This is a genomic window from Leisingera sp. F5, assembly GCF_001593695.1.
In genome coordinates this window covers 1-1,436 of the sequence record NZ_LUKH01000943.1, presented here as the reverse complement: position 1 = coordinate 1,436, position 1,436 = coordinate 1, and the positions used below count along the sequence as shown (strand labels likewise).

At 58.4% G+C, this 1,436-nt stretch carries 2 protein-coding genes; one reads left to right on the top strand and one right to left on the bottom strand.

Translation table 11 applies throughout. The annotated features are described in order from the left end of the window. Window positions 1-26 precede the first annotated feature (26 nt). The gene (locus A2I95_RS37685) at window positions 27-956 is read left to right on the top strand and encodes a LysR family transcriptional regulator (protein ID WP_027256268.1); all 930 of its coding nucleotides are present in this window, start codon (window positions 27-29) and stop codon (window positions 954-956) included. Between the two features lie 95 nt (window positions 957-1,051). Here A2I95_RS37685 and A2I95_RS37680 read toward each other — a convergent pair. Next, on the bottom strand, window positions 1,052-1,436 hold a 385-nt coding region (locus tag A2I95_RS37680), incomplete at its 5' end, for an Lrp/AsnC family transcriptional regulator (protein WP_291737550.1).

Sequence of the window (1,436 nt, the reverse complement as noted above, 5' to 3'; positions counted from 1 at the left end):
AGGTTTCACATATATCGAACTTAAGAATGAGCCGCAAAACACACGTAAAACATATTGCCGATGCCGATCTGAAACTGCTCCGGGTGTTCAAGGCCGTAGCCGAAAGCGGCGGGCTGGCCGCCGCCGAGACCGAGCTGAACATCGGCAAATCGACAATTTCAAAATACATCGCCGACCTGGAGCTGCGACTGGATCTGAAGCTGTGCAACCGCGGCCCGGCCGGGTTTTCGCTGACAGACGACGGCAGCAAGGTGCTGAAATCCGCCGAGGAACTGCTGACCTCAGTGTCGGATTTTCGAGCCGAAGTGAATGAGATCAAACAGCAGATGGCCGGCACCATCCGGATTGCCTTGTTCGACCAATGCGCCTCCAACCCCGAAGCTTTTGTGCCCGGCGGCATCCGGGCCTTTAACAAGGCCGCGCCTTCGGTGGAGATCGAACTGTCGCTGGAGCCGCCGAACGTGATCGAAACCAAGGTGATCAGCGGTCAGCTCGACATCGGCATCCTGGCGCTGCACCGGCCTTCTCCCAGCCTGGACTACATGCCGCTTTATGGAGAGAACATGTTTCTTTACTGCGGCAAGGGGCATCCGTTCTTTGACTGCAACCACACCAGCCTGGGGCTGCGGGATGTGCAGGCGATGAATTATGCAGGCATCCGGGTGAACTCGCCCAACCTGCATGTGGGGCAGAAACTAGGCTTCCGCCGCTCTGCCAAGGTGCAGAACGAGCAGGCGCTGGCGATCCTGATCATGTCGGGCAGCTATCTGGGATTTCTGCCGGATCATCTGGCCGCCGGTTTCGTCGGCAGCGGCCTGATGCGCAAAGTCCTGCCCAGAGAGGTCTTCTACCGCAGCCAGTTTGCCGCCGCCACCCGCAAGCGGCCCGCGGTAAACCGTATCACCAAACTGTTCCTGGACACGCTGGTTGCGGCGCACTCGGGGCAGGCAGCATAGGATTGATGCAGCTCAGCCGCCGCGCAGTACACTTCGGCACAATATTCCCGGTGTCATTCCCGGTGTCGGCCGGTTCGGGCCTCTGATCGCTGGGCCTAAATGATGTCCAGCGACACCTTGACCCGGTCCATCACAACCGAGGAGGTAAAGCGGCTGACATTGGATTCATCAAAAAAATATTCCTGCGTGAACGCTTCGTATTCCTTGATGTCGCCAACGATGACCACAAGAATGAAATCAGCCTCGCCAGTGGTGTAATAGCATTGCTGCACCTGACTGGCCTGGCGCATCTTGCGCTTGAAGGCGTCCAGGTGCATCCTGCTTTCGCGCTCCAGCACCACTTGCACGATCACAGTCATCTCCCGCCCCAGCCGGGCCGGGGAAAGAATGGCGATTTCCTTTTCGATCACACCGGTATCGCGGAGCTTTTTCAGCCGTTTCTGCACCGCCGGTGCCGACAGGCCGATCTCATGGCTGATG

What these genes read in the sequence shown, in the direction of transcription:
- A2I95_RS37685 (WP_027256268.1), top strand. Translation starts at nt 27, where the DNA reads ATGAGCCGCAAAACACACGTAAAACATATTGCCGATGCCGATCTGAAA.